This is a genomic window from Niallia sp. 03133 (assembly GCF_052663225.1).
The window spans coordinates 134,650-160,257 of sequence record NZ_JBQTCY010000007.1 but is presented as its reverse complement, the minus strand read 5'-3'; the positions used below and the strand labels follow the sequence as shown (position 1 = coordinate 160,257).

The 25,608-nt window shown below is 36.2% G+C and carries 25 protein-coding genes; 18 read left to right on the top strand and 7 right to left on the bottom strand.

Going from position 1 to position 25,608, the window contains the following annotated elements; translation table 11 throughout:
- Positions 1–84: 84 nt before the first annotated feature.
- The 12 genes from ACTYBU_RS11775 to ACTYBU_RS11720 all read left to right on the top strand — a co-directional run bounded on the left by ACTYBU_RS11775 (position 85) and on the right by ACTYBU_RS11720 (position 10,536).
- Positions 85–696 carry a thiamine phosphate synthase gene (locus tag ACTYBU_RS11775; RefSeq protein ID WP_445489929.1) on the top strand — a complete coding sequence of 204 codons (612 nt, stop codon included), beginning with the start codon at positions 85–87 and terminating at the stop codon, positions 694–696.
- A complete protein-coding gene (thiO, locus tag ACTYBU_RS11770) occupies positions 680–1,786 on the top strand; it encodes a glycine oxidase ThiO (RefSeq protein ID WP_445489928.1) in 1,107 nt (368 codons plus the stop codon). Before ACTYBU_RS11775 ends, thiO begins: the two co-directional genes overlap by 17 nt.
- A gap of 12 nt (positions 1,787–1,798) precedes the next feature.
- Positions 1,799–2,002 (top strand): sulfur carrier protein ThiS, encoded by a 204-nt coding sequence (thiS, locus tag ACTYBU_RS11765; protein ID WP_445489926.1) that lies wholly within the window; start codon positions 1,799–1,801, stop codon positions 2,000–2,002.
- A gap of 2 nt (positions 2,003–2,004) precedes the next feature.
- Positions 2,005–2,772: a thiazole synthase gene (locus tag ACTYBU_RS11760; protein WP_445489924.1), complete on the top strand. Its 768-nt coding sequence runs from the start codon at positions 2,005–2,007 to the stop codon at positions 2,770–2,772.
- Complete coding sequence (locus tag ACTYBU_RS11755) at positions 2,769–3,776, top strand: ThiF family adenylyltransferase (RefSeq protein WP_445489923.1); 1,008 nt, start codon at positions 2,769–2,771, stop codon at positions 3,774–3,776. The genes ACTYBU_RS11760 and ACTYBU_RS11755 overlap by 4 nt, the downstream gene beginning before the upstream one ends.
- A 217-nt stretch (positions 3,777–3,993) precedes the next feature.
- Positions 3,994–4,338 (top strand): lmo0954 family membrane protein, encoded by a 345-nt coding sequence (locus ACTYBU_RS11750; RefSeq protein WP_445489921.1) that lies wholly within the window; start codon positions 3,994–3,996, stop codon positions 4,336–4,338.
- 19 nt (positions 4,339–4,357) lie between these two features.
- A complete protein-coding gene (locus ACTYBU_RS11745) occupies positions 4,358–5,008 on the top strand; it encodes a PspA/IM30 family protein (RefSeq protein ID WP_445489919.1) in 651 nt (216 codons plus the stop codon).
- Positions 5,009–5,168: 160 nt separating this feature from the next.
- Complete coding sequence (liaF, locus tag ACTYBU_RS11740) at positions 5,169–5,903, top strand: cell wall-active antibiotics response protein LiaF (RefSeq protein ID WP_445489917.1); 735 nt, start codon at positions 5,169–5,171, stop codon at positions 5,901–5,903.
- The gene (locus tag ACTYBU_RS11735) at positions 5,900–6,943 is read left to right on the top strand and encodes a sensor histidine kinase (protein ID WP_445489915.1); all 1,044 of its coding nucleotides are present in this window, start codon (positions 5,900–5,902) and stop codon (positions 6,941–6,943) included. The genes liaF and ACTYBU_RS11735 overlap by 4 nt, the downstream gene beginning before the upstream one ends.
- Positions 6,940–7,572: a response regulator transcription factor gene (locus ACTYBU_RS11730; RefSeq protein WP_445489913.1), complete on the top strand. Its 633-nt coding sequence runs from the start codon at positions 6,940–6,942 to the stop codon at positions 7,570–7,572. Before ACTYBU_RS11735 ends, ACTYBU_RS11730 begins: the two co-directional genes overlap by 4 nt.
- 770 nt (positions 7,573–8,342) lie before the next feature.
- On the top strand, positions 8,343–9,668 hold the full coding sequence (locus ACTYBU_RS11725) for a polysaccharide biosynthesis protein (RefSeq protein ID WP_445489911.1): 1,326 nt from the start codon (positions 8,343–8,345) through the stop codon (positions 9,666–9,668).
- 331 nt (positions 9,669–9,999) lie between these two features.
- Positions 10,000–10,536 carry an RNA polymerase sigma factor gene (locus ACTYBU_RS11720; protein ID WP_445489910.1) on the top strand — a complete coding sequence of 179 codons (537 nt, stop codon included), beginning with the start codon at positions 10,000–10,002 and terminating at the stop codon, positions 10,534–10,536.
- Positions 10,537–10,671: 135 nt separating this feature from the next.
- On the opposite strand, the gene ACTYBU_RS11715 is transcribed toward ACTYBU_RS11720, so the two are convergent.
- Positions 10,672–10,920, bottom strand: a complete 249-nt coding sequence (locus ACTYBU_RS11715) for a hypothetical protein (RefSeq protein ID WP_445489908.1) — start codon at positions 10,918–10,920, stop codon at positions 10,672–10,674.
- 156 nt (positions 10,921–11,076) lie between these two features.
- Here ACTYBU_RS11715 and ACTYBU_RS11710 point away from each other — a divergent pair, with 156 nt between their 5' ends.
- Positions 11,077–12,012, top strand: coding sequence for a magnesium transporter CorA family protein (locus tag ACTYBU_RS11710; RefSeq protein ID WP_445489906.1), 936 nt, complete (start codon positions 11,077–11,079; stop codon positions 12,010–12,012).
- Positions 12,013–12,267: 255 nt separating this feature from the next.
- On the top strand, positions 12,268–12,777 hold the full coding sequence (locus tag ACTYBU_RS11705; RefSeq protein ID WP_445489905.1) for an acyl-CoA thioesterase: 510 nt from the start codon (positions 12,268–12,270) through the stop codon (positions 12,775–12,777).
- A 385-nt stretch (positions 12,778–13,162) separates the two neighbouring features.
- Here ACTYBU_RS11705 and ACTYBU_RS11700 read toward each other — a convergent pair whose 3' ends face one another.
- Positions 13,163–14,071, bottom strand: coding sequence for a DMT family transporter (locus ACTYBU_RS11700; protein ID WP_445489903.1), 909 nt, complete (start codon positions 14,069–14,071; stop codon positions 13,163–13,165).
- 108 nt (positions 14,072–14,179) lie between these two features.
- Between ACTYBU_RS11700 and ACTYBU_RS11695 the strand changes: the two genes are divergently transcribed.
- On the top strand, positions 14,180–15,589 hold the full coding sequence (locus tag ACTYBU_RS11695) for an aminotransferase-like domain-containing protein (RefSeq protein ID WP_445489901.1): 1,410 nt from the start codon (positions 14,180–14,182) through the stop codon (positions 15,587–15,589).
- 328 nt (positions 15,590–15,917) lie between these two features.
- On the opposite strand, the gene ACTYBU_RS11690 is transcribed toward ACTYBU_RS11695, so the two are convergent.
- Positions 15,918–16,556 carry a Bax inhibitor-1/YccA family protein gene (locus ACTYBU_RS11690; protein WP_445489899.1) on the bottom strand — a complete coding sequence of 213 codons (639 nt, stop codon included), beginning with the start codon at positions 16,554–16,556 and terminating at the stop codon, positions 15,918–15,920.
- A gap of 60 nt (positions 16,557–16,616) precedes the next feature.
- Positions 16,617–17,006 (bottom strand): large conductance mechanosensitive channel protein MscL, encoded by a 390-nt coding sequence (gene mscL / locus ACTYBU_RS11685; RefSeq protein ID WP_445489898.1) that lies wholly within the window; start codon positions 17,004–17,006, stop codon positions 16,617–16,619.
- A 487-nt stretch (positions 17,007–17,493) separates the two neighbouring features.
- On the opposite strand from mscL, the gene ACTYBU_RS11680 reads away from it, so the two are divergent.
- Positions 17,494–18,612: a hypothetical protein gene (locus ACTYBU_RS11680; RefSeq protein WP_445489896.1), complete on the top strand. Its 1,119-nt coding sequence runs from the start codon at positions 17,494–17,496 to the stop codon at positions 18,610–18,612.
- Positions 18,613–18,860: 248 nt separating this feature from the next.
- Here ACTYBU_RS11680 and ACTYBU_RS11675 read toward each other — a convergent pair whose 3' ends face one another.
- Positions 18,861–20,093 (bottom strand): aminopeptidase, encoded by a 1,233-nt coding sequence (locus tag ACTYBU_RS11675; protein WP_445489895.1) that lies wholly within the window; start codon positions 20,091–20,093, stop codon positions 18,861–18,863.
- A gap of 334 nt (positions 20,094–20,427) precedes the next feature.
- On the opposite strand from ACTYBU_RS11675, the gene pgmB reads away from it, so the two are divergent.
- A complete protein-coding gene (gene pgmB, locus ACTYBU_RS11670) occupies positions 20,428–21,093 on the top strand; it encodes a beta-phosphoglucomutase (protein WP_445489893.1) in 666 nt (221 codons plus the stop codon).
- A gap of 68 nt (positions 21,094–21,161) precedes the next feature.
- Here pgmB and ACTYBU_RS11665 read toward each other — a convergent pair whose 3' ends face one another.
- On the bottom strand, positions 21,162–21,593 hold the full coding sequence (locus ACTYBU_RS11665) for a MerR family transcriptional regulator (RefSeq protein WP_445489891.1): 432 nt from the start codon (positions 21,591–21,593) through the stop codon (positions 21,162–21,164).
- Between the two features lie 329 nt (positions 21,594–21,922).
- Between ACTYBU_RS11665 and ACTYBU_RS11660 the strand changes: the two genes are divergently transcribed.
- Positions 21,923–23,113 (top strand): MFS transporter, encoded by a 1,191-nt coding sequence (locus ACTYBU_RS11660; RefSeq protein ID WP_445489889.1) that lies wholly within the window; start codon positions 21,923–21,925, stop codon positions 23,111–23,113.
- Between the two features lie 109 nt (positions 23,114–23,222).
- Here the strand turns inward: ACTYBU_RS11660 and ACTYBU_RS11655 are convergent, their stop codons facing one another.
- Positions 23,223–25,412, bottom strand: coding sequence for a DNA topoisomerase III (locus ACTYBU_RS11655; protein ID WP_445489888.1), 2,190 nt, complete (start codon positions 25,410–25,412; stop codon positions 23,223–23,225).
- Between the last annotated feature and the right edge of the window lie 196 nt (positions 25,413–25,608).

The following is a 25,608-nucleotide window of genomic DNA, read 5'->3' as shown; positions in this document are numbered from 1 at the left end:
AACCACTTTCCTTTTGCAGGAGAGTGGTTTTTTGCGTTCTCGTATTAAAAAAACAGCCACTGAAAAAAGGAAGGGGAAATTCGAATGAAGCTAATGGCAGTTACAGATGACCAGCATTCTATTGATGAACTTTCAAATAAAATACTGAAAATTCACAACTTCCTCGACTATATTCAGATTAGGGAAAAGAAAAAATCAGCACAGGAAGTATATACACTTTGTATGAAGTTATTAGAAGAAGGTGTGGATAAAAAAAAGATAGTAATCAATGATCGTGTAGATGTTGCTTTGTTACTAAATATACCTACTATTCATCTTCCTGGTGCTGGGCTGCCTATTACGGAAGTGAAAAAGAAATTTCCGGAAAAGAAAATAGGAATACCGGTTCATAGCATGGCAGAAGCAAAAAGTGCAAATAGTGATGGAGCAGATTATGTGTTATACGGACATTGCTTTCAAACAAATAGTAAAAAGGGGAAGCCGCCGGTAGCTATTGAATCGATTACACAAATAAAAAAAGAAGTATCTATTCCATTGTTTGTGATTGGAGGCATTACGGAAGAGCGAGTAGGGGGATTACATCAATATGGCGTTGATGGAATTGCAGTTATGTCGGCTATTTTTTCCGCACCCAATCCTTTGGAAGCTGTGAAGAAACTTCATGAGAGGTGTATGAATATTGAATCGCAAATTTGAAGTAGTTGTAATAGGCGGCGGTATTATCGGATGCTCCATTGCTTATTATTTAGCAAAAGAAAAAATAGATGTTGCTGTCTTGGACAGTCAGAAAGTAGGGGGGAAATCTACTAGTGCGGCAGCTGGCATGCTTGGAGCCCATTCTGAATACAAGGAATTCGAACATTTATATCCTTTTGTGAGAAGCAGCCAGCTGCTGTATAAAGAGCTTGTACATGAGATAAAAGACAAGAGCGGGATAGACATAGAGCTCAAAGAAGGCGGAATCTTAAAATTAGTCTATTCAGAAGAAGAAAAGCGAGCGCTTCAACCGATTTTAGCTCATTCAACAGTTGAGTGGATGACCGCTTCTGATGTAATAGAAAAAGTGCCAGTAAATGCTTCGATTATAGGAGCGGCTTATTTAAAAGAGGATGTTCATGTGACGCCCACTTCTGCGTGTAATGGATTAAGCAAAACGGCTCAATTGAATGGGGCATCTATTTTTGAATATACAGAAGTCGCAGAAATAAAAAAGCAAGATGGCCACTATGTGATTCATACAGCAAAAGGAGAATTCGAAGCTTGTTATGTTGTTGTGGCTAGTGGTGTTTGGAGCAATCGTTTTTTTCAACAGCTTGGGCTAACCAATCAAATTATTCCAGTAAAAGGGGAATGTTTAGCTGTAATAAATGAAGGCAAGCCGTTGGACCATACGCTTTTTTATAATCAAAATTATATCGTACAGAGAAATAATAATAAGCTTGTTATTGGCGCCACACAAAAATGGAATGATTGGGATGAAAGGCCAACAATTGGCGGGATAGAAGAGATTATACAAAAAGCAAAAGAAATGATGCCAAGCATAACAGAAATGAAAATAGATTCCTATTGGGCAGGATTCAGACCAATGACTTTTGATGGATATCCTTTCATTGGCGCTCATCCACACGGCGATAATCTTTTTTTTGCAGCCGGTCATCAACGAAATGGAATTTTAATGGCCCCTGCCACAGGAAAGATGATAAAAGATATGATTGTCGGCAATCAAGTGGATAAGACGTGGGTGCAAGCTTTTCAAGTAGATAGAAGAAATAAAATCTCTCTATAAGGAGGTGGAAAAGTGGCAATCAAGTTAAATGGAAAAACAGTCGATCTGCCAGACGGAGTGGAAACACTCGCTGATTTACTCGCTTTATATGAATTGCAAAATAGAATTGTAGTAGTAGAGTTAAACAAAGAAATTATGATGAAAGACGAATATGCTTCATCCCAACTTTCCGAGGGCGATTCAGTTGAATTAATACATTTTGTAGGAGGCGGATAATTATGTTGAAAATTGCAGACAAAGCATTCAAATCAAGATTATTATTAGGAACAGGCAAATATCCATCATTTGAAATTCAGAAGAAGGCAGTTGATGTTTCAGGTGCTGAGATATTAACATTTGCCGTGCGGAGAATGAATATATTTGAAGAATCACAGCCTAACTTTTTAGAGCAGTTGGATCTATCCCGTTATACGTTGCTGCCCAATACTGCAGGTGCAAAAACTGCTGAAGAAGCAGTACGAATTGCTAAATTGGCAAAAGCTTCTGGTTTATGCGATATGATTAAAGTAGAAGTAATTGGCTGTGATAAATCCTTGCTTCCAGATCCAGTTGAAACATTAAAAGCATCAGAAATGCTGTTAGAAGAAGGGTTTATTGTGCTCCCATATACATCGGATGATGTGGTGCTGGCTAAACGATTAGAAGATCTAGGAGTACATGCTATAATGCCGGGGGCATCGCCCATTGGGTCTGGAAGAGGGATTATGAATCCTTTAAATTTACAATTTATTATTGATCAATCAGCTGTTCCAGTAATTGTCGACGCTGGAATTGGCTCCCCGAAAGATGCAGCCTATGCAATGGAGCTGGGAGCAGATGGAGTATTGTTGAATACCGCGGTGTCAGCTGCAAAGGATCCAATCAAAATGGCGCATGCGATGAAACTGGCAATCGAAGCCGGACAGCTTGGTTTTGAAGCAGGAAGAATAGAGGAGAAAAATTATGGGGTGGCAAGCAGCCCAACAATAGGAATGGTGACATCTTGAATAATCGCTATTTGAAGCAAAAACTTTTCTTTGGAGAAAAGGGACAACGCAAAATAGAAAACAGCCATGCCATTATCGTTGGAGCAGGAGCACTAGGGTCTTCGACTGCAGAGATGCTAGTTAGAGCAGGTATAGGCATTCTTACGATTATCGATAGAGATTATGTGGAATGGAGCAATCTGCAAAGGCAGCAATTGTATACAGAAGAAGATGCGGAAAAGAAGCTGCCGAAAGCAGTGGCCGCAAAGAAAAGGCTATCAGAAATAAACAGTGAGGTAACAGTCCATAGCGTTGTTGCTGATATGAATGCTTTCAATATCGAAGAATTAATCAAAGAAGCATCGATTATAATTGATGCTACAGATAATTTTGAGACAAGGTTAATCATTAATGATGCAGCAGTAAAGCATGCTATTCCATTTATATTTGGTGCATGTGTTGCAAGCTATGGTTTAACCTATTCCGTTCAGCCCCATGAAACACCTTGCTTGCACTGTTTAATGGATCATCTGCCGGCACAGAATATAACATGTGATACAGTTGGAGTAATCAGCCCAATTGTTCAATTAGTAGCTGCTTTTCAAGTAACACAGGCAATGCAGCTGCTTACAGGATATAAAGTAGATTCTGTTTTATATTCCTATGATATTTGGAAAATGGAAAAGTCCGAAATTAATGTCGCAAAATTGAAAAACGCAAACTGCCCTACTTGCGGAAATCATGCTGTTTACCCTTATTTGTCCATGGAAGGACGGACAAAAACAGATGTGCTGTGCGGCAGAGATGCCATTCATATTCGCCCTGGAGCTCCCCGTTCACTTGATTTACAGCATTTATCAGACGTATGGAAGGAATCCGTTCAAAATATGATCGTGAATCCCTATTTGCTTGCGTGCCAATATGAAGATCATCGAGTTGTACTTTTTCAAGACGGAAGGGCCATTATCCACGGGACCGATCAGCCTACAAGGGCTAGGATTATTTATAATAAATTGATAGGGTAAAGGGGGGACAGGCTGTTGAGAAACGTTCGCTCTGTTCTTCACAAGTATTCACTCTGAAAAGACCTTTAATAGGTCTTTTTTTTATGGAGAAAAAACAGCCTTTAAGGGAAGTAGAGAGCGCTAAGACTATAGTCGTAGAGGAAAATCAAGCTGGAGCAGGTTATGAAAAAGATGCAATCAAGTTAACATAGTAGATAAGAAAGGAGCGAAAAACAAAATGAAAAAATTTGGATTATTTATGGTAGGTGCTGTTGCAGCAATCATCTTGTTGTCACAGATTGGACCAATAATTGGATTAGTAGTAAGTGGAGCGATTCTATACCTTGTTTTTAAACAGTTTGTAAAAAGCAGTACAACTTGGGAAAAGGTGCTGTGGGGAATTGCAGGGATTGTTATGTTGGGCATTACAGCAAGCCATTTACCAGCGATCTTAGGCTTGGCAGCAGCTTATATTTTATATGTTGTCTTTAAAAAATGGAATAACCCTACATTGAAAAGCAAAAAGTCTAGTGACCCATTTCAGAATTTTGAAAAACAATGGTCAGAATTAAATAAAAATTAATCGAAAGAGGGAGAAGATTATGAGCAGTTTATTAAAAAGAATAAAGAATACCGTTTTAGCAGATATTAATGAGGTTTTAGATAAAAAAGAAAATAAAAATCCTATCGCTTTACTTAATCAATATTTAAGAGATTGCGAAAAAGAAACAGAAAAAGTAAAGAATCTAGTGGAACGCCAATATAAGTTAAAAGAAGAATTTGTGAAAGAGCTTCAGCAAGCAGATGAGCTGGCGGCTAAAAGGAAGCACCAAGCATCTGTTGCGGAAGAAGCAGGAGAAGCAGAATTATTGCAATTTGCATTATTGGAGAAAAACCATTACGAAGAACGCAGTGTACGTTTAAAAGAGTCAATAAAAATTACCGAAAAACAACTGACTGAATTAGAGACAAAGTACATGGAAATGATCCATAAATTAAAGGATATGAATATCCGCCGCTTAGAAATGATGGGAAAAGAAAATATTACGCATGCTCATTTTACAATGAATAAGGTAATAGATGAAAAAGGAATAAAGAAACATGGAAAATCCGATTTTCAAGAGATTGAAAAATATATTGATTCCTTGGAACAAAAAATCAATACCTCTTATTACGAACAAACAATTGATGCAAAAATTGCTATTTTAGAAAAAGGAATGCAGAAAGAGAAACAGGACTCAATTTCTTCATGAAAAAATGGTATTCTTAAAAGGCGTAAGTTTCTTGCGCCTTTTAGAATAGAAAAATATAATTCTAATGGAAACAAAAGATAATTGTTTTCAAATGCATGGAAGAACTAGAAGATTTCTAATTTTTCCATGCATTTGAAAACCTGGGAAGGGAGGAAATCCTTTGTTTCATCGATTAAAGGAAGATTACGCTAATTGGGTTATTGTCATCGGAGGATTTATACTGCTATTAGAAGTATTTGTATTTAATCCAGGATTAATTTTCTCCTTTTTAGTTTCAATTGGCATGATGTATTTTGCAAGACAAAGTATGAAAGGCAGAATAGGAAAGCTGGTTTTTGGGGTTGGATTCCTTATTATGCTAGTAAGTGTTTTACACATGGTGACCGTTAAATTTTTCCTATTAAGCATTGTTCTTTACTATTTCATACAACTGGTGCAAAAGAAAAAAGAAGTAGAAGTCATAAAACCGATTATCCAAGATAAAAAGGAAGTAGGTCGTAAAGAAGAGCTGTTTATAAAGAAACCAATGTTTCGAAACACTATCTTCAAACGAAATGATACTCCTGATCATGTGTATGAATGGAATGATGTTAATATTCAAGTAGGTGTAGCAGATACGGTTATTGATTTAAGCTATACCGTTTTGCCTAAGGGAGAAACCGTTATTTTTATTCGTAATATTATTGGTAATGTGAAAGTATTTGTTCCTTATGATATGGAGGTTAGCATTAATCATGCTGTACTGTTTGGTTCCTATGATTTATTCGGTGAACAGGAAACCAGTGTTTTGAATCAAAATATACAGATGCGGAACAAAGCATTTGATCTGGCTGAAACTCGTGTGAAAATTTTCACCAGCTGTATTGTAGGCAGTTTAGAGGTGAAAAGAATATGAGTATCATGCAAAGACAGATACTTTGGGGTGTTTGTGCAGCCATTGTTTTTTTTCTTTTTTTCTCGATAAGTTATCTTGTTGCGTTTCCTCCAAATGATTGGTTGGATATATGGGAAAAAGAGCTGATGGGCATCCCGTTTCTTTTATTTTTAACAAGTGTGGCTATCACAATAGGAACTTTTTTTGGGGTGTTATCTGGATACGGATGGCGAAAACAAATTTCCTTTTTAGAGGCGTTGGTGGAAAGCGAGAACCAAAAGGAAGGGAAGGTTCTATTTAATCAGCCCTACTATGTGGAAATAAATACAGTAGCCAAAAAAGTGGGAAGCTTGCAAAATCAACTGGTAGAGCAGACAAAATTGTCACAGAAGCTTGTGATTGAAAAAGCCGAGGATCAAGAGATAAGAGTACAGACCATAATTGCTAATGAGAGAAATCGATTAGCAAGAGAGCTGCATGATTCTGTCAGTCAGCAATTATTCGCTGCTTCCATGCTATTATCGGCAATAAATGAAAGAAGACCATTATCGGATGACCGAGAGACGAAGCAATTAAAATTAGTTGAAGAGACCATTCATCAATCCCAATTGGAAATGAGGGCCCTCTTATTGCATTTAAGACCTGCTGCGCTAAAAGGAAAAACGCTTAAAGAAGGCGTTATTGAGCTATTAACAGAATTGCTGCAAAAAGTTACAATGGAAATATCATGGAAATTAGAAGATATGATACTAGATAAAGGAATAGAAGATCATCTGTTTCGGATTTTACAAGAATCTGTTTCCAATACGCTGCGCCATGCAAAGGCAAATACGTTGGAAGTACAGCTGATGCAACGAGAAGGATTTATTATTCTAAGAGTGTTGGATGATGGGATCGGATTTGATGTGGAGTCAAGCAGAGCAGGATCATACGGCTTGCAAAATATGCAGGAACGAGCAGCAGAAATAGGCGGAAAAATAAAAATCATTAGCTTAAAGCAAAAAGGAACCCGCTTAGAAGTGAAATTGCCTTTGCTGCAAGTAAGGGGGGGATATAATTGATAAGAGTATTGTTTGTAGATGATCATGAAATGGTAAGAATAGGGGTCTCCTCCTATCTTTCCGCACAACCGGATATCGATGTGATAGCAGAAGCTGATAATGGAAAAACAGGTGTAGCTCTAGCGCTTGAGCTTCGGCCAGACATTGTTTTAATGGATTTGGTGATGAAGGAAATGGATGGAATTGAAGCTACAAAAGAAATAATAGGGAAATGGCCAGAAGCAAAAATAATTATTGTAACAAGCTTTTTAGATGATGAAAAAGTATATCCAGCGCTTGAAGCTGGGGCTACAAGCTATATGCTGAAAACATCAAAAGCAAGTGAAATTGCAAATGCTGTTCGCGAAACGTTTCATGGACGAATTGTGCTGGAACCCGAAGTAACAGATAAAATGATGATAAAAATGCGAGGTAAAACCAAGCAGCCCTTACACGAAGAGTTGACAGCAAGGGAGATGGAGATTTTATTATTAATGGCAGAGGGAAAAAGCAATCAGGAAATAGCAGACAAATTATTTATTGCCATTAAAACAGTAAAAACGCATGTAAGCAATATTTTAAGCAAGCTTCAAGTTCAAGATAGAACACAAGCAGTTATTTATGCTTTTAAGCATTCGCTTGTTGAATAAGCGATCATGCCTGTTGATAACGCTCGTCTTCTTGGGATGCTCCATTCCCAGTTAAGGTTAAAACACCTTCTCGAAATCAAACGTTTACGCTCAGCCTGAAAGATTGCAATATCAAAAAGCATCACAACACTGGCAATAAGTTCGTATACATACAAAGCCTCCTGATTAAGGGGGCTTTTTTATCGTCTAGGAAATTATAAACGAGATAGAGTTGTGGATAACTTAGCAGTTTGGTCCACGTCCAGTTCCAGCGCCTATCGCCTATCAAACTTCAGGTCATCTCCCTACGATAAGTCAACATCTACGCTTGCGCTCATCGTGTTTCCTTTATCCACTGTTAACGGACAGTAATTGTACTCTCTCGTTAGAATTAGCATCTAACGAAGACGGACGCCAAGACTTAGTAAAAGCAAACTGTCCGTAAACAGCCGATCGACTCAACTAACCCTTAGGGGAAAATGCATCCCCTAAGGGAAGTTTCTTCTTATCTCAGTCGAAGCCTTTCCGAAGTATAAGGATGTACAAGTGCCGATGTTGCCACAGGACGTGGCGTAGTTAATCGGCCAGTTTGTACGGCGATGATCAAGGCGCTTGCGCTTTTGTTCTTTTTTTTCTTAATCAAACGTTTGATTAAGAAAATTCTCTCCATGTCTCTCGGAAAATATAAAAATATTTTGGGAACTTGTCTCATATAAATGGTAAAAAGTGAATGAACAACTGTTTCTTTTTACTAAACGATACGTGATAAGGGACAGATTAAAGGAGAGCCGATGAGATCATTTTATAAAGGAACTTTTTTACTGATAATAACGGCGTTTTTTGGCGAGTGCATTGAATTTTTAATTAATATGGTAATGGCAAGAGAACTAGGTGAAAAAGGATTGGGATTATTTATGACCGTTTTGCCGACTATTTTTTTGATTGTATTATTGGCAAGCTTTGAACTACCAATATCTATTTCCAAATTTATAGCGGAAAAGGATGCAAAATATCATCAAAGCATGCTGCATCAAGTAATTAAATGGACCATTATTTTTACGATTGTTTTAACGGGGATTGCAGCGGTTGTTATTCCGTTAGTTCCAATCTTTCAGTCGTATCATCCTATCTTAAAGTGGCTCGTATTATTCATCCTACCCATTATTTCCTTTACAAGCATTGCAAGAGGGTTTTTTATGGGAAAACAGCAAATGGGAAAGATTGCTGTTTCCAATTTTTTGCGAAAAATAGTGCAGCTGGGAATGCTCGTATTTTTGTTTCAATGGTTTTCTTTTGATCTAGATACTTCTGTACTAATCGCTTTTTGTACAATCGTAGGCAGTGATATTGTGGTGTTTCTTTATTTAATGCATATGTTTTATATTCAATATCAACGAATTAAGAAGGGGAACAACGAAGCATTAAGCAGCAGACTTATTTGGAAGGACTTGCTTTCCGTTTCTGTGCCAACAACAGGCTTGAGAATATTTCATGCATTGACACACGCAATCCAGCCTTTTTTAATAAAAGGAGCGCTTGTTGCATCAGGAATATCCGCTGCCAATGCAACCGAACAGTTTGGCATGCTGGCAGGGATTGCATTAACAATAGGTTTTTTTCCTTCTTTTATTGCCCATTCTTTTATGACTATGCTTATTCCAACCGTTTCAAAAGCGTATGCAAATGGAGATTATCATAAACTGCAAAAGCTGCTGCAGCAAGTGATGGTGATAACAGTTATTTATGGGGTGGCAGCGGTAGGCATTTTTTATTTTTACGCTGAGCAGTTAACTTTTACTTTCTTTCATTCTTCCAAAGCAGCTGTTACGGTGCAGCTATTATGGCCATATTTTTTACTGAATTATTTTATTATACCGATGCAGGCTTATTTAATAGGTTTTGGGTTATTAAAAGATGCTGTTATTCATACTATTTGGTCTACTGTCATTTCCTATACAGCTATCTATTATCTCGGATCTTTAAGCCAGCTGCAAATGGGCGGAATAGCCATTGGCATGAATTTGGGGGCAATGATTCTAGCATTATTGCATTATATGACAATCTGCAAAAAAATTGGTTTTTCTGTATGGCTGACACCTGTTAATCGGATACAATGATTTTCTCGTTGATATTTATCCCACTCTTAAAGGGCAAGTAAGACCCCCACCTCAAGATGCTGAGAAATCGAGGAAGCTAGGTGTTGAAACTCGCCCGTAAAGGTCCGAGTAAGAGGTACACAAACTAAGGTCGCCACTTCCTTATGTCTTCGTTTGTGTGATTCACATCCTGTGGACCTTTCCATCAGTGGGGGATGAAGAAAACCCCCACTGATGGAAAGGTCCACTTTATAAAAAATTTTGAAAAAAGTGTAGGGGTTCTTGTTGGAGTATTCGTTTATTATATAAAGACTTGTAATCAAGGAGAAGGAGGAGAAGGATGGAGCCCCTAATGAAGAAAGCATCGATAAAGGAAGCGATGTATGAGGATGCCGTTAAAGAATATGGAAATTTGATTTTTAATTATATATTCTCCTTAGTAAAGCATAAAGAATTAACGGAGGATCTTTATCAGGAGGTTTTAATTTCTGCTTACATTGCCTTTCCTTCTTTTGAAGAATATGAAAAAGTAAAAAGCTGGTTATATAAAATTGCAATTAATAAATGCAGAGATTATTGGAGAAAAGAAAAAAAGGCAAAGAGATTTTGGGAAGAATCAGTATATATGTATATTCGCGATACTTCTGTTTCAATGCCCCCGGAAGAAACCATTTTGGACCAATGCTCAAAAAAAGAAATGCTGGATACACTAGATGAATTGCCAAAAATGTATTCTGAGCCGCTTATGCTTTTTTATTATCATCATCAAACATTGATAGAAATAAGCAATAAAACACAAGTTCCTTTATCCACAATCAAAACAAGGATGAAGAGAGCGAAGGATAAATTAAAGCCGAAGATGGAAAATAAATTTGTTTATCTAACCTAAAGCAATGATCTATTTAATTGCCGCTACTAGACCCTACCTGTTTGTTTTTTTGAAAGGTAGAGTCTATAGGACAATTTTTACTGTGTTCATCAAGCCTGAAGTTTGTAAAAATGACAAATTGTTTATACCCTGTCACTATTCTTCCTTCTTTTTATTATAATAAGAAACGGAATACATAGCCCCTTCACTTACCATATTATTATCTCCGATATCTGCAGGATCAGGATTGCCTGCTTTTTTTAACAAATCATGATTTGATGATGAAGATAATATGTTTTTTATCCCGTACATTAATTCTTTCCCTTTTTTGGAGAATAGAAATAAACTGCTTATCCCAGCTCCTACTAAAGCAAATGTGCGAACTGAATTTTTCCTCATTTGCATAACATTCCCTCCCTATATAGTGAATAGATGTTCTTTTATATGTACCCCAAAATAAATGAAGAGAAACTAGGCAAAACGAATGAGATATTCTATTGTTTTTATCTATACAAGAAAGGGAATACTATGCTAGAAAGAAAATGTTTTGAGGTGAAATAGGTGCAAAAATACTATATCAACGATTGGGAATGGTATTTATTAAAAGATAAAAGTGACATAGATTTAGTACACTCCACTTATTCTAAACAGATTAGAAACTGGCATCGAACCATAGAAGGCAAGAGAAAAAACTATCTGCAAATGAATACAGAGGTTGAAGGCAGGGAAACGTTAAGCGGCTCCCTTATATATCACCGAGATATAGATAGTAGAGAGGATAGTGAACTTTTTCATTTTTTTTTAACAAATGAATGTTTAATAACTTTGGACTATCATGATGATAGTCTTCATTTAAATAGGCATATGAATATTCATCGTGAGATAAAGAGGGCTGTTACACCGATTGAAGGATTTATGATTATTTTAGGTTCGATTATGACAGAAATTTTATATCGTATTGACGGTTATGAAGAAAGACTTGATGAATTAATATGGAATATTAAAGAGAATAATAGCATTAAAACATTGGAAAAAGTATATCAATCCCGCCATGAAATTTTAATATGGAAAAATGTTATGATGCCATTTTTAGAGCTTAAGATTGCCCTTGTAGAGGCATTCAGCGAAGATGTATTAAATGGAAAAGAGTTTAAAAGAATTGGAAAAAGAATTAAAAGAGGCTTAACCTTAGTGGATGAATACGAAAAAGAATTGAATAATTTAGTTCATTTTGAGGAAGTAGTATCCCAGCATCGAGGCAATGAGATAATGAAAACACTGACAGTACTAACAACATTATGTACACCAATTATGGCATGGGGCGCATTATGGGGGATGAATTTTAAATTTATGCCAGAGTTAGAGTGGAAATTAGGATATCCGCTTTCCTTAATCGTCATAGTTATTTCCACGATTAGTATGTTGTATTATTTAAAGACAAAAGGATGGATGGGAGATTTATTAAAATCCAAAAAACGAAATTCTTTTTTTCGTTAGTTCATATATAAATGATTACATGATAGACGCTTCTTCTATTCTTAACATATAATAATGGAGCAAAGTATGTACTGATTTATTCTTGGAATAATAAGGTTTAATGTACCATCAGTGAGGTTTTTTCACTGATGGTATATTAAACCAATCAGATCTTTAAGGGCAGCAGCCGTTGCAGAATTTGAGGTTGTTATTCTTGCTGCCAATTAAGATAGGATAAAAGGAATAAAACTCCATTATAAGAACAAAGGAGGAAATATGAAGGAGTCTAAATATTGTAGTGAATCATTGGTCGTTAAAACAAGTATTGTTTTTCCTACTGATACCAACACGTATGGCACTTTATTTGGCGGGAAATTGATGTCCTATATTGATGATACTGCAGCAATTGCAGCAATGCGGCATGCAAGAAAAAACATTGTTACCGCTTCTACGGATTCTGTCGATTTTTTGCATCCAATTTATGAAGGAAATTCCGTTTGCTTAGAAGCATTTGTTACTTATACAGGCACTTCTTCCATGGAAGTTTTTGTGAAGGTTACAGCTGAAGACTTATTAAAGGGAGAAGTTAATTTATGTGCCTTATCCTTTTTAACAATGGTCGCCATAGATGAAAGCGGCAAGCCGACAAAAGTTCCTAAAGTTATTCCCGAAACAGAGGAAGAAATCAGATTGTACAAATCTGCAGTAAATCGCGCTGAAATGCGAAAAAGAAGAAAAAAAGAAACAGAAGAACTAGCAAGTAAATATAGAATACCTAAAGAATAAATAAAAAGAGGATTCTCTCACAAAAGAAGCATGTTTAGGCTGTCGAAAAAGACTCCATTCTCTAGTTGTTTGATTTTCATTAACTTATCCAGATTAACTTTTTAGTCAGCCAAAAGCCATGTCAGCAACGTCTGGACAGCTATTCTGCATGTTGTCGTTTTTAGAGGAATCCTTTTTTTATGGTCTAATTAATTCCTTTATTAGACAAATAGATTTTACGGGAAAATAAAAGAAGGAAAGAGTATTTTGGCTAGATAGAAAATATCCTGCTATTAGACGGTGTCGAAAAATTAATTATTTTCCAGGAAATGATAAGATTTTTAATTTCCTAGAAAATAATTGTCTTAATTTGAAAAAGCTCAACGAAATCACAAGAAATAGTGTTCTATTTCACTGACACGATTTTCTTTTGTGTAACGTAATCAGCAACCTTCGTAAAATTGATAAGAATTAAACTAGCGATAATAAAGAAAGCACCAATTAGCATAATCGGATGAAAATACTCATGATAATAAAAACGGCCAATGGTTAAAGCGATAATTGGTGATACATAAAGCCAAGTGGAAGGCAAAAATGCATTTGTTTTTGCTACTAGATAATAATATATGGTATGGCCAATCATGGAGCCGGCAACAGTTAAATAGATAATGGCAAGGAGCCCCTCTTTTGAAGAAGCTGGAATGTTTTCCTTTGCAATAAAAGCGATAATAAGTAGAAAAACCCCTCCATATATCATCTGAATGGCATTTAACACGATAGGAGACTGTGACGGTAAGGATGAGATTAGTTTGCTGGAATAGATGGTTCCGGCAGCATAGCCTATTTCCCCAATAAGAATGATGCCGCAGCCTATAATCCATTGTCCATTAACCTCAATCGTTAATCCTGGCGAAAACAAAAGCATCACACCGATAAATCCAATTAAAATACCAGCTAAACTAATTTTTGAAATGCCTTTTTTCAGAAAAACGCTTTGAAGAATGATTATTAACATAGGTCCTGTAGCAGAAAGAATAGCTGCAATTCCTGATGTTACATATTGCTCTGCCCAATAAAGGCAAGCAAAAGTAATAAAGGTTAAAGAAAAACCTGCTGCTACTAATTCTTTGCGAAAAAGCAAAGACAATACGGACCGGTTTTTAGAATAAAAATAAATAAAAATAAGAAGGCCGGCTAATAAAAAACGTATGCCAGCAGATAAAAATGGTGGAAAACCAGCGTCAATGCCTACTTTTATTGCTAAAAAAGTAGTTCCAAAAATAAAACACATTAAACTATACAAAAAAATAATCATATTACCCCTCCTATTTGTTATATAGTACGGTAGAATAAATAGACCAGATGATGAGTAATAGACCAGATTTGGTCTGAAAAAGAGATAATTAAATTGGGAGGTGGGGAAATGACAAAATCAGTGAAAACAGCCCTGTATAATCAAGTTTTTGATTATGTATTACTTCGAATCCAGAATGGAGAATGGCAAGCAGGAAGCAAGGTCCCTTCTATTCGAATAATGGCAGAATCGTTGGGTGTCCATCGTTTAACTGTTTTAAAAGCATTTCAGCTATTAAAGGATAAGGGGTATGTACACGTAAAAGATAAATCGGGATATTTTGTCAATAAAACCGAATTAAAAAAAGAAGAGGAAATTTCTTCATTTAACCAGCCAAAAGTATACTCTTATGTTCAAAACAGCCATTTATCAGAAATACATAGCGAAGATGTAAAGTATATGTTCTCTACGTCGTTAATTGATCCCACATTATTGCCAAATAGATACTTGTCGCAGCATGTAAAAGAAATATTTGACCGGTATCCCCACTTGTTAGGAACGTATGCTCCAGTTAAAGGGGATGCCGAATTAGTAAACGGTATGTCCGCTTATTTTTATCGTCATTTTGGTTTTGATATTCAGAAAGAGTCTATTATGATCACAACGGGTGCACAGCAGGGAATTGACATCATTGCAAAAGTATTTGTACAATCACATGATTATGTATTAATAGACAGTCCCACATATAGTGCAGCTGTAGATATATTGCGAAATAGAGGGGCAAAAGTTTTGCCGGTGGAAATAACCAAGGATGGTTTTTCGATTGAAAATATGGAAATGTTGATGAAAAAATATAAACCGAAATTATTCTATTGCAATCCAACCTTTCATAATCCGACGGGTTATACTATTCCTATCGAACAAAGGAAACAGTTGGCAGAACTTGCTGAAAAATATCAATGTATGATTGTGGAAGATGATTCGTTTCATGAAATTTATTTTAATCAAGCACCTCCAAAGCCTATTTTTACTTATGATACAGGTGGATATGTTATTTATTTAAGAAGCTTCAGTAAATATATTGCTCCAGGATTAAGAATCTGTGCATTATTAGCACATCCTATCATCATTAAATGGCTGGTAAAGGGGAAAGCATTAGCTGATAATGGAACTCCTTTATTGAATCAAAAAGCATTTCTGTATTATTTAACATCAGAAAGAGTACAGCTCCACATGGAAAAACTGCGCATTGCTTTGCAGATCAGAAAAGAAACGATGGAGAAAGAGCTGTCAGCACAAAGCTTTAGCTGGGACAGCCCAGAAGGCGGCTTAAATTTGTGGGTGAAACTGCCGGAACACATAGATATGGAAAGGTTGAAACAGAAAGCATTAGAAAAGTCTATTTCTTTTGTTCCCGGAAAAATCTGTAATCCATTAGAAGTGAACATTCCATATCTGCGATTAAGTTATTCTTTTTTAAAGGAACAGGATATTAAAGAGGGGATGCGTTTGTTTAAGGGCGTTTTCCAAGCATTATAGGGAGAGTAAGAGATCTTTGGAAGGTAGAGTTCTAACTAACTATTCTTAAAAGGACAGTTAGTTAGAACTACCCTGAAAAGTTTGATGTTCTTATGATTAGTCCGCAGCCGGCGTACACTTCGCTTTCCATCGGGAGGGCGTTTAGCCTCCTCGTCGCTAGCGCTTCTGTGGGGTCTCGTCTGTCCCGCTAATCTCATAGGAGTCTTCGTGTATGACGGCTTCTCCGTGCTAAAAAATAGGGATACTGCTTCTTTTCATGCGCCATGGTGTGAATCTAGAAAAAAGCTGCTTTTTCGCCAAAATGGACGGAAAAACAGCTTTTTTCATTTTAGTCTTTGCTTGATAAAATCCCAAAAATGCGAAGGATGTTAATAAATAGGTTCAGAAAATCTAAATACAGATTTAATGCCATCAAAGGCACTTGTTCGGGTGAAACACCATGTTGCTTCATGCGGTTGAAATCGAATATTACATAGCCGCTGAATACTAAAACGCCTATAAAGGAATAAGCGAGCATTGCTGTAGAGCTTAATGGCCAGAAGATATTAAAAATGGAAATGGCAACTAATGCAAGCAGTGCTGCCATAAGCATTCCGCCTAAAAAGGAGAAGTCTCGTTTTGTCGTAGTTGCATACACTGCTAATCCGGCAAAAACGACGGTGGTTGTTCCTAATGCTGTAAGAACGATATTTGCACCAATGGTCGAAATATAATGAGCGACAATTGGATAGGTTGTAATACCCGAAATAAAAGTGAATGCATACAAAAATGTATACGATAATGATTTTCCTTTTCTTACAAAGAAAGCAATAATCAGCATCACAAGCTCTAAAATAGCTAAAGGTAAAAACAACGATGCGGGAATATAATTACCAATCATTGTTCCGACAAAAGCGATGCTTAATGAAATGGCAAAAGCTCTTAATACAGAAGGCATCTGTTCATTTCTTGTACTATATGCGTACATGTTAATTCCTCCATTTTGGTTACTTTCTATTATTTACGCTCGTAAATATGAAAAGTTTCATTATTTTTCTCGGACAGTCTCACCTTTTAATAAATCACGAATTTCCATTAGCAGCTCTTCTTTTGCATCTGCTTTTTTCTCTTCTTCTTTTTTGACTTCTTCTTTTTTCTTAAAACTGCTTATCACTTTAATCACCATAAAGATAGAAAAGGCAATAATAAAGAAATCGAAAATAGACTGGATAAATTGTCCATACATGATATGTGCTTTTTTATAAGTGAATGATAAGTTAGAGAAATCTAATCCCCCAATAAGAATGCCTATTAGTGGTGTAATAACATCTTTTACTAAGGAACTGACAATTTTGCCGAAGGCGCTGCCGATAATAACCCCAACCGCTAAATCTACTACATTTCCTTTCATGGCAAATTGTTTAAATTCTTTCCACATACTAATTTCCTCCCTATTGAAAAATTGTACATACAGAATGGAATCTGATGTTATTCCATTCCTGGTAAAAAGAAAGGAGCATGATTCTTAGCCCGCTTTATTTCTTTTTAAAATGGCTCTGTTCAACTTGCCTGTTGATTGCAGCGAGAGGCGTTCGCTTTCCCGCAGGAGTCTCACGCCTTCCGCTCCAATCAACAAAGTGTTCATATCAACAATTAGCTTTAACACAGCCTTTAAAATAATAATATATTGATTTATATAGTATCAATAGTAAAAAAAATAGTAAACCCATGAACATAAAACAAAAAAGTTTCATAAGGAAAGGGGATGACTCTGCTTACCCAAATTTGTTTCTTTAAAGGGAATTTCAAGGGCATTTGGAAAAAGCTAGATTTGTAGAACAAGGATCCTTTTGTTAATATTATTAGATACTCTAACAAACAAATAACAGCAGAGTATTAAAGCGTGAAATAATCAGGAGAATAGAATGAAAAAGTATCTATATATATTATTGTCATTAATCTGTCTTGCTGCAATTATTGCAACGACGGTAAATATAAACGAAAAGAAAAAAAAGATAGAAAACCTTAGTGAAAGCAAACAAACAGGGGAAAAAAGAGAATTAAACTGGGTGAAAGAAAATGCTCTTTATGAATGGAATATAAAAGAAGGAAATAAAGAGTATGAAATCTACTTAGTTGGCGAAGAAACAAAAAGATACGCATTAAAGGAAAATAACGCAATTGGTAAAGTAGATGACCCAATTTTAGAAGGAGAGTTTTCTTTCTATACATCAAATGAAAAGGATGAACAATATTCCTATAAACAAGTAATAGATAGAAACTCATCCTTTGTGTTTAATTTATTAAATAAAAATAAAAGTACTTTATATGTGAGTAGGCATACAATCGGATCCCTTTACCAGCAAGCAGAAAAAGGGGAAATGACAGCCTTGCTATTCACCATAAAAAATGGGGGATTAACTTTTTTAACAGACAACTCACTTCCTATTTACGACAATGAGATAAAAAATATTCAACAAAATTATTTGCAGACTGTCTCGAAAAGAGAAGAAAAAGCATTTGAGTTTACTACTTGGGAGCTTGATGCAAAAAAGCTGCAATTAAAGAAGCTTGACACTACAAGCGTACAAGAGGTAGGAATAGTCCGCAGATGGCTCGCGGACGAACATTATTATTTCCCGTTTAAAAATTTATCCGTAACACAGTCTATTATCACGAGAGCTAGTGAGGGGATGTTGATAGGCAGTCAATACCCAATTGGCACCAATGGCAATGAAATCAAGCACTCGAACCGGAACTATCTTAATGAAGTAAAAGAAAAGGATGCTATTAAGCTGTCTTTTCCTGAAGTGACCTACCAGTACAGCAGGCAAAATGAACAAGTAACCGTTATTTCTATTCCAGGGCTTCGCGTAAAAGAAAAATTGGAAAAAGTAGAGCAAATGATTGGGAACCCGGACGAATTTCTTGTTGATGAGAAGAAAAATGGGACAGTTGCCATTTATCATGCAGGAAACTATCAGCTGCGATTCTTGATAGATAATAATCAAATAATTGAATCATTGGAATTAAGAAAAATATAAAGTGAACCTTTCCATCAGTGGGGGTTTTGTTCATCCCCCACTGATGGTTAGTTGAACTTATCGGATCTTTACGGGCAGTTATCCCCCACCTAGCTTCCTCGATTTCTCAGTATCCCCGAGGTGGGGGTTTTACTGCCCGTTAAGTGTGGGATAATTTAAAGGGTAAAGGCAGTCTCACAGAAAATGAGACTACCTTAAAGTGAAGTGTTATTTGTAAAAATGCAATAAAAGTTTATTCTATAACAATTTTAGAAAGCCCAGTCGCCATTTTTAAAGATAGGTTCAACTGTGCCATCTGCCGAAATGCCGTCAATATCCATTTTGTTGGAACCGATCATAAAGTCAACATGGGTAATGCTCTCATTTAAACCATGTTCCGCTAATTCTTCACTGGACATTTTTTTTCCGCCTTCAATACAAAAAGCATATGCACTGCCAATTGCTAAATGATTGGAAGCATTTTCGTCAAATAATGTATTGTAATACAGGATATTTGATTGAGAAATTGGCGAGCGATGTGGAACAAGGGCCACTTCCCCTAAATAATGAGAACCTTCATCTGTTTCTACTAATTGACGAAGAATTTCTTCTCCTTCCTCTGCTTTTACGTCTACAATGCGTCCATCTTTAAAGGTAATAGAGAAATTGTCAATGATATTTCCACCGTAGCTTAATGGTTTTGTGCTGGATACAGTACCATTTACCCCCGTTTTATGAGGAACAGTAAATACTTCTTCTGTTGGCATATTTGCCATAAATTCTAAGCCCTTTTCATTCACACTTCCTGCGCCGCACCATATATGTTTTTCTGGGAGTTCAATCGTTAAATCAGTTCCGGGTGCATGGTAGTGAAGTTTCTTATATGCTTTTTTATTCAAGTAATCTACTTTTTCATGCAATGTTTTATCATGTTCTAACCATGCGTCGACTGGATTTTCACTATCTATACGTGAAGCTTTAAAAATAGCATCCCACAGCAATTCTACGCGGTTTTCAGCTGGTGCATCAGGGAATACTTTATCTGCCCAGGATGAAGAAGCGGCTCCGATGACAGTCCAGCTGACTTTGTCTGATTGAATATATCTGCGGAATGTAGTCAATGCTTTGCCGGACGCTTTTTGAAAGTTGCTGATTTTTTCAGAAGAGATGCCTTTTAATAAATCTGGACTTGAAGAAAGTACAGACATAAATGCCGCACCATTTTCCGCTAATTCTTCTGTTTCTTTTGCTCTCCATTTCGGATATTCTAAAAAGGACTCTGCTGGAGCAAGTTCATATTTTGTTCTGGTAACGATATCATCTGCCCAGTTTACAACAACATTATCTGCACCTGCTTCATATGCTTTTTTTACAATAATTCGTACAAATTCTGCTGCATCGATCGTTGTGTTAATAACAAGAGTTTGCCCTTTTTGAATATTGACGCCGACTTGTACAGCCAATTCCGCATACTTTTCTAAATTTTGTTGGAATGTACTCATTTTTACTCTCCTTTGTTTAAGAGGATTGAAATATCCCTCTATGTATAATTTTATCCCACTCTTAACGGGCAGTAACCCCTACCTCAAGATGCCGAGAAATCGAGGAAGCTAGGTGTTGAAACTTGCCCGTAAAGGTCCGATAAGTGCAACTAACCATCAGTGGGGGATGAGGAAAAACCCCCACTGATGGAAGTTTACTTTATTATTTCAGACTAATGTTTATCTCTTCTTTATTGTAGCTAATTTAAAGGGAGAAATAAACTAATAGGCTATATCATTTCATTACATTTCATTTGTTATAATAGAAAGAACATTTCGTTCATAGGAGGACACAATGACAAGAGAATTAGAAGCAGTTATTTTTGATTTTGATGGTGTGATTGCAGACACTGTTTCTTATTATTATGAATCAACAAAAAGAATTGCAGAGGAATTAAATGTCCCTTTTTCCAAAGAAGATAATTTGCGCTTTCAAGGAATTCCCAGGGCAGTATTAATGGATGAACTTGTATCAAGAAGTAATTTATCTTTGTCAGAAGAAGAAAAATGTGAATTGGGAAATAGAAAAGGCGATTATTATAAAGAGTTGATTGCAGATCTTAATGAAGAGCATATGCTGCCAGGAGTAAAAGCTTTTCTTAAGGAATTAAATGCTGCAGGAATAAAGATGGCTATTGCATCATCGAGCTCCAATGCTCCTTTTTTATTAGAAAGATTTGGAGTAAGAGATTTGTTTACATGTGTGGTCGATCCACATGGATTAAAAAAAGGAAAGCCTGACCCGGAAATATTTTTAACAGCGGCTGATTCGCTTGGTGTTCCTTATCAAAACTGTGCAGCAGTAGAAGATGGGGAGGCGGGATTATGCGGAATCATGCAGACACCGATGTTTTCTATTGGCGTCGGGGAAGAAGCGTATTTGCAAAAAGCAGATTGGCATATAAAAAGCACCAGTGAATTGCAATTAAATGCTTTATATAAAAAATTTAAGAACAAATAAAATAGAGTAAGCTTGCAAGCTAATTTTCCGCTTGCAAGTTTACTCTGTTTTTTTAGAAAAATGGAGACTTAGTCTTTGTCACCGAATGTTTTCAGGGCGGCTTCTGCACGTTCTTTTAAGGAGAGCAATTCTTTTTCTACTTTTATAATACTTTGTTTTTTTTGATCTATTAGTTTTAACTGCTCCAGCGTTGTTGCCAAAACTTTTTCCAATTTTTCTTTTTGAAGATTTGTTCCCTTTACTTTTCGATAGTCAGATTTTTGCATCTCTAAAGCATCCTCTAAAGCAATATACTCTTGCAGTTCCTGTAAAGAAAATCCCATTACTTCTTTTGCATTTGTTAATTTTTCTAAAAATGCAACATGTTCCTCCGAATAGAGGCGGATGCCGCCATCACTTCTTGGCGGAGATGGAAGCAAACCTAGTTGTTCATAGTATCGAATTGTCCGCTTTGTAAGCCCGCACCTTTTTGCTACGTCATCAATTTTTAATTCCTTCATTCCTAAATCATGCTCCTTATCTTACGTAAAGTATAAAAAATAATGGAAGCAGTTCAAACAAATCCCTTAATTATTAATAGTTTATGTATTTTATACTATAACTCTGTCATAACAAGCTGAAAAGAGCAAGAGGGAAGGAATACGAGGAACTATGCGTAATAAAGGGGAAAATTCTAGATTTATAAAGATGCAGGGAGAATTGAACTATATTAAAGCTATTATCGTTATAAAAAATACTTAACGTTGACGTTAACGTTAATTATATATATAATTATTCATGGATAATATTGTTTCTATGAATCGAATGAAAGGTAGGAGACTTTTTCATTATGTCTAAAAATGCAATTCAGCATAAAGATAAATCAGCAAAACAGCCTCTTGTTGTTTGGGTTATATTTTTTGCAGCAATTATCTCCTTTATGGGATTAGGGCTGGTAGATCCTATTTTGCCAGCAATAGCTGTACAGCTTCATGCTACCCCAAGTCAGGTTTCTTTATTATTTTCCAGCTATAATTTAATTACTGGTCTTGCAATGCTGATAACAGGTGTAGTTTCCAGTAGAATTGGGATAAAATGGACCTTGTTGACAGGTGTTTTATGTACCATTGTTTTTTCTGCTTTTGCTGGTTCCTCTAATGGGATTTGGCAAATAGTTGGATTTCGAGGTGGATGGGGATTAGGAAATGCCTTGTTTATCGCAACTGCTTTATCTGCTATCGTCGGTTTAACGATAGGAGGAACAGCAAAAGCGATTATTTTATATGAAGCAGCGATTGGGTTGGGAATTTCTGTTGGACCGCTTCTTGGAGGTGAATTGGGTTCTATCTCTTGGAGAGGACCATTTTTTGGTGTAAGTATTCTAATGTTGGTTGCCTTTTTTGCTTTATTGGTGAAAATGCCGAAACTACCAAAGTCAAAAGTGAAAAGCTCGCTTTTGGATCCCATTAAAGCTTTAAGATATCCTGGATTATTGCGATTAGGGATTACAGCATTTTTATATAATATTGGTTTTTTCACATTAATGGCTTATTCGCCATTTGTAATGGGGTTAGATGAGCACGGACTAGGATATGTATTTTTAGGCTGGGGATTATGTCTAGCAATAACCTCTGTTTATATTGCACCAAGACTTCAAGACAGCTTAGGCACGATTAAATCGATGTGCATCATGCTAATACTATTTGCTCTGACTTTATTGGCAATGGGAATATGGACGGAAAGCAAAGGAGTAATTATTATTTGTGTTGTGGCTGCTGGTTTATTTTTAGGCACAAACAATACGTTGATTACAACGGCAGTTATGGAAGTGGCGCCTGTTGAAAGATCCATTGCATCTGCTTCCTATAGCTTTGTTCGCTTTTTTGGAGGAGCAATAGGACCATGGCTGGCAAATAAATTAGCTGAAACATATTCCCCGCATGTTCCATTTATAACAGGTGCCATATTTGTTTTATTGGCAATGTTAATCGTTGCTACTGGGAAAAAACATTTAGCTCATGTCGACCGAATAGCTCATTGATTAAAAAAAGAGCAGGAGAGCTTCTAAAAAAGAAGTGCTCCTGCTTTAACATTTTATTCACTTTAGCAATTCATTGAAATTTTTTCACCTCAATGGGAATAAAAATTAATCAATCAAATTTTAACCCTTTCAATGCCTCCGCTAATGCATTATTAACAGGTTCTTCTGCTTTTTGCTGTTTCATGTATTTCTGCACAGTACGTTTATCAACCTTCCCACCCGATTCTTTCTTACGGCGTTCTTGGAAAGTAGAAAGCTTTTCACGATAACCGCATTTACATGCAAATATTTGACCTTTTCCTTCCCCACGAAGTTCTAGTTTCTTCTTACATTGTGGGCAGCGTGCATTTGTTACACGAGCTACGTTTTTCCGATGACCACATTCACGATCTTGGCAGACTAGCATTTTGCCTTTTTTCCCGTTTACCTCAAGCATTGGTTTTCCGCAGTCAGGGCAAGATTTAGTTGAGATATTGTCGTGTTTATATTTTTTATCGCTGCCCTTTATTTCAGATACTATTTCCTTTGTATATGATTTTATTTCTGAAATAAAATCTTGCTTGTTTAATTTACCACTTGCGATTCTTTCCAGTTTATTTTCCCATTCAGCTGTTAAAGCAGGAGATTTTAAATCTTCTGGTACTAAATCTAAAAGTTGACGACCTTTAGAAGTAATATAGATTTCTTTGCCTCCTCGTTTTTCGATTAGGAATGAATTAAACAGCTTTTCAATAATATCTGCACGAGTTGCAACGGTGCCTAATCCTCCTGTAGATTTTAACGTGTTTACAAGCTGTTTGTTGCTGGAATCCATGTAATTTGATGGATTTTCCATTGCAGATAGCAGAGTCGCCTCATTAAATCGTGCAGGTGGTTTCGTTTGTCCCGAAGTTTGAGCGATTAGGTTTGTATTTAAGATATATCCTTTTTCAATACGAGGTAAGATTTGCTCCTTTATGTCATCAGTTGACTCTTCATCATCAAAGCGATTCTCGTATACTTCTTTCCAACCCGAATTAATAATCGTTTTTCCACGAGCGAAAAATTTTTCGTCCCCGATTGTTGCGTTTAAGGTTATTTGCTCATATTCATATGCAGGGAATAGCACTGCAAGGAAACGTTTTACAACTAAATCATAAATTTTACGTTCTCTATCATTAAATGCTGAAAAGTTTACATATCCTTCCGTTGGAATAATTGCATGATGATCGCTTACTTTACTATCATCAACAAATGATTTTGACACTTTTATAGGTTTCTTTAAAACTTTATTAGCCAACGTACGATATTCGCCTATACTGCAAGCGTTTAAACGTTCTGGAATCGTGCTGACAATATCTGTGGATAAATAACGTGAATCTGTACGTGGATACGTTAATACCTTATGCTGCTCATACAATTTTTGCAAAATATTAAGAGTTTCTTTTGCTGAAAATCCGAATATTTTATTCGAATCGCGCTGTAGTTCCGTTAAATCATAAAGTCCTGGAGAATATGTTCTCTTAGGTTTGCGATCAATCTCTGTTACAATAGCATTTTTATTGCCCAGTTTCTTCGTAATGGCATCGGTTTTCTCTTTGTCAAAATTACGACTATTGCCGTCTTTATTTTGCCAGGTTAATGTTAATTTTTCATTTGTCTTTGCTTCGATGCCATAGTAAGTTTGTGGTTTAAAAAGCTTAATTTCCTCTTCACGCTTTGCAATGATTGCTACAACAGGAGTCTGAACACGTCCACAATTTAGCTGAGCATTGAATTTTGTGGATAGTGCACGACTGGCATTTAATCCAATATACCAATCTGCCTCTGAACGAGCTACTGCAGAATAGTATAGATTTACGTATGCTTTGCCGGGCTTTAAGTTACTGAAGCCATCTTTAATTGCCTTATCTGTTACAGATGAAATCCACAAACGCTTAATAGGCTTATTCACTTTTGATTTATCAATAATCCAACGAGCTACAAGTTCACCTTCGCGGCCTGCATCTGTTGCAATAATTACTTCAGTAACATCCTTACGTGTCAGCTGTGACTTTACAGCACTGAATTGTTTCCCAGACTGTTTAATAACAGTTAGTTTTAGATGCTCTGGCAGCATAGGCAAATCTTCAAGATTCCACGTTTTATATTTTATATCGTAGATTTCTGGATCTGCTAATGTGACAAGATGACCTAATGCCCAAGTAACGATGTATTTAGTACCTTCAAGGTAGCCATTTCCTTTTTTATCACATTTTAGTACCCGTGCTATATCACGAGCTACTGATGGTTTTTCAGCTAATACCAAGCTTTTTGCCATTTGTTAAACTTCCTTTCAATGTACAGTTTCCATAAATAATAACATAAAAAACATTTAATTATTATCTTCTGCTAACCCGAGTGATAATTATAACCTGTTATAAAATTTTTGATATTTAAGTGATCATATTTTTTGAGCGGAGTTACCGTAGTTGGATAATGAGCATCGGAGAAAGGGGAAGAGATGAAGAAAGCAA